We start from the raw sequence: 2,014 nt of genomic DNA on the forward strand, positions 1-2,014 counted from the left end.
TGGTGATCTGGTCTGATTCCGCGGGGTGACGCATGCTGGCCACAGACTGTTCGTCTCCTGCTCGGCTCGGGAACGGGAAGCCGTCGCCAGGCCGGCAGGGCGGTCAGAACTGTGATGGTGCCTTGTAGCGGCAAGGCCCCTGTCGGGACACGCCCACCGGTCCGGTCGACATACCCTCAGACGGCGGCCGACAGGTCAGCGCGAAGGCATCACGCCAGTTGCATTGCGGGTCAGGCCACCGCCCGAGGCAGCACCATGAACTCACAGTTGCATTCAGCGAAGGCGGGGCATACCAGCGGCCGGGGCTGCTGTCGGTCAGAGGCGGCGGCGAGCGCGGTGAACGCGGCTGCCAGCCGAAGCTGTGGGTGGGTATCGATGGCGAGTTCGTGGTGGCCGCGGCGGATGTTCTGCACGAGGGCGTGTCCGGCGCTGACGGTCTGGACGGAGCGGAGGCGTTTCAGGCCGCGCATCGGCCGGAGCCGGGTTTCAACCGGCCGTGATCGGCTTCGACCCGGTTGTTCTCCCGCGCGGCATCCACGTGGCGGGCCTCGGGCACCAGCTCGTCGAGGAGCCGCGGGTAGATGGGTGGGCATTGTTGCGTTCTGAGGAAGCGGGGCATGCCAGCGGCCGTGGCGACCGGCGGTCAGAGAGCGGCTGCGAGTTCGGTGAACGCGGCGGCCAGCCGTAGCTTCGGGTTGGTGTGGGTGGCGAGGTCGTAATGGTCGCGGCGGATGTTCTGCACGAGGGCGTGGCCAGCGCTGATCGTCTGGACCGAGCGGGGCCGTTTCAGGCCGCGCATCGGTCGGAGCCGGGCTTTCAACCTGCCATGATCGGTTTCGATCCGGTTGTTCTCCTTGGCGGCGTCGACATGGCAGGCCTCGGGCAGGAGCTCGTCGCGGATCCGCGGGTAGACCGGGGCCTTGTCCGTGGCGACCTCGACCGGCCGACGCCCATGAGACAGCGCCTGGGCGAAGAACCGGCGGGCGGCAGCCTGATCGCGACGGGCGCTGGCCAGGACATCGATCACCTGTCCGTGCTGGTCCACGGCCCGGTACAGATAGGCCCACCGGCCGGCGACCTTCACATACGTTTCATCCACGAACCACCTGCCTCCGTGACGGTGCCGGCACGGCCGGGCCGCCTCGGCGAGCAGGGGCGTGAAGCGCTGCACCCACCGGTAGATCGTGACGTGGTCGACCTCGAGGCCACGTTCAGGCGAGCAGCTCCTCGACATCCCGGTACGACAGCGCGAACCGCAGGTACCACCGCACCGCCAGCACGATCACCTCCGGTGGGAACCAGAACCCGGCGAACTCCGACACCAGCGCCGGCGAAGCCCCCCGCACCTCGATCCATCACCTGATCATGCCCGACCACCAGCGCGAAGACCTGCCCCGGCCGGATGCAACAGAGCCGCTGGATGCAACAGTCCCGCCGTCTGGAACTCACCCTGGGCACTTGCAACCGCACTGTCACGACCTTCGACTCCCGGACCGCCCTGGCCATAAGGTAATGATCATCCATCTCATCCCACCTTGACGGATAGGTCAACGAGTGTCTGAACTTGCGCCCGAGGAAGCGCCCCTGATACGGGAACACGTAACGACGACCCTGACCACTGACGTCGTGCCGGCGCGGGAACGGTTTGAGTGGTGGGCGCATCGGATGTATCAGGATATTATGCCCACAACGATGGTCAGCGATCACGCCGACTGCTTCCGCGGGAGAGTCGATGTATCCGACCTATCCGGTACCACAGTAGTGGCACTCACCTTCTCGCCGCTGTCGGGCCATCGGAGCCCCGCTCTCATTCGGCATCGTGATCCGGAGGACTATTACCTGTTCGTGGTCCACGGCAGCCCAATCAGACTGGAGCAGTCCGGTAATGCGGAGCCTGTCAATCCCGGTGAGACATCAGGCTGCTTGGTTCGTGGGTAGCGCCTCCTCGGTCTCGATGATCGCTGGGGGCTGGTTGATCCACGCCCTGGTAGGCAGCGCGGGCGGGGCCGGTCGG

Annotated in this window: 2 pseudogenes; both read right to left on the bottom strand. The window is 66.6% G+C overall.

The features are described 5' to 3' along the window. Positions 1-317: 317 nt before the first annotated feature. Positions 318-541: pseudogene (locus AB1460_RS37085) on the bottom strand (DDE-type integrase/transposase/recombinase); the annotation flags it as partial. Positions 542-643: 102 nt separating this feature from the next. Beyond that, positions 644-1,322: pseudogene (locus AB1460_RS37090) on the bottom strand (IS6 family transposase). Positions 1,323-2,014: the final 692 nt, after the last annotated feature.

Origin of the sequence: Parafrankia sp. FMc2 (assembly GCF_041008525.1) — a bacterium.
Classification (GTDB): domain Bacteria; phylum Actinomycetota; class Actinomycetes; order Frankiales; family Frankiaceae; genus Parafrankia.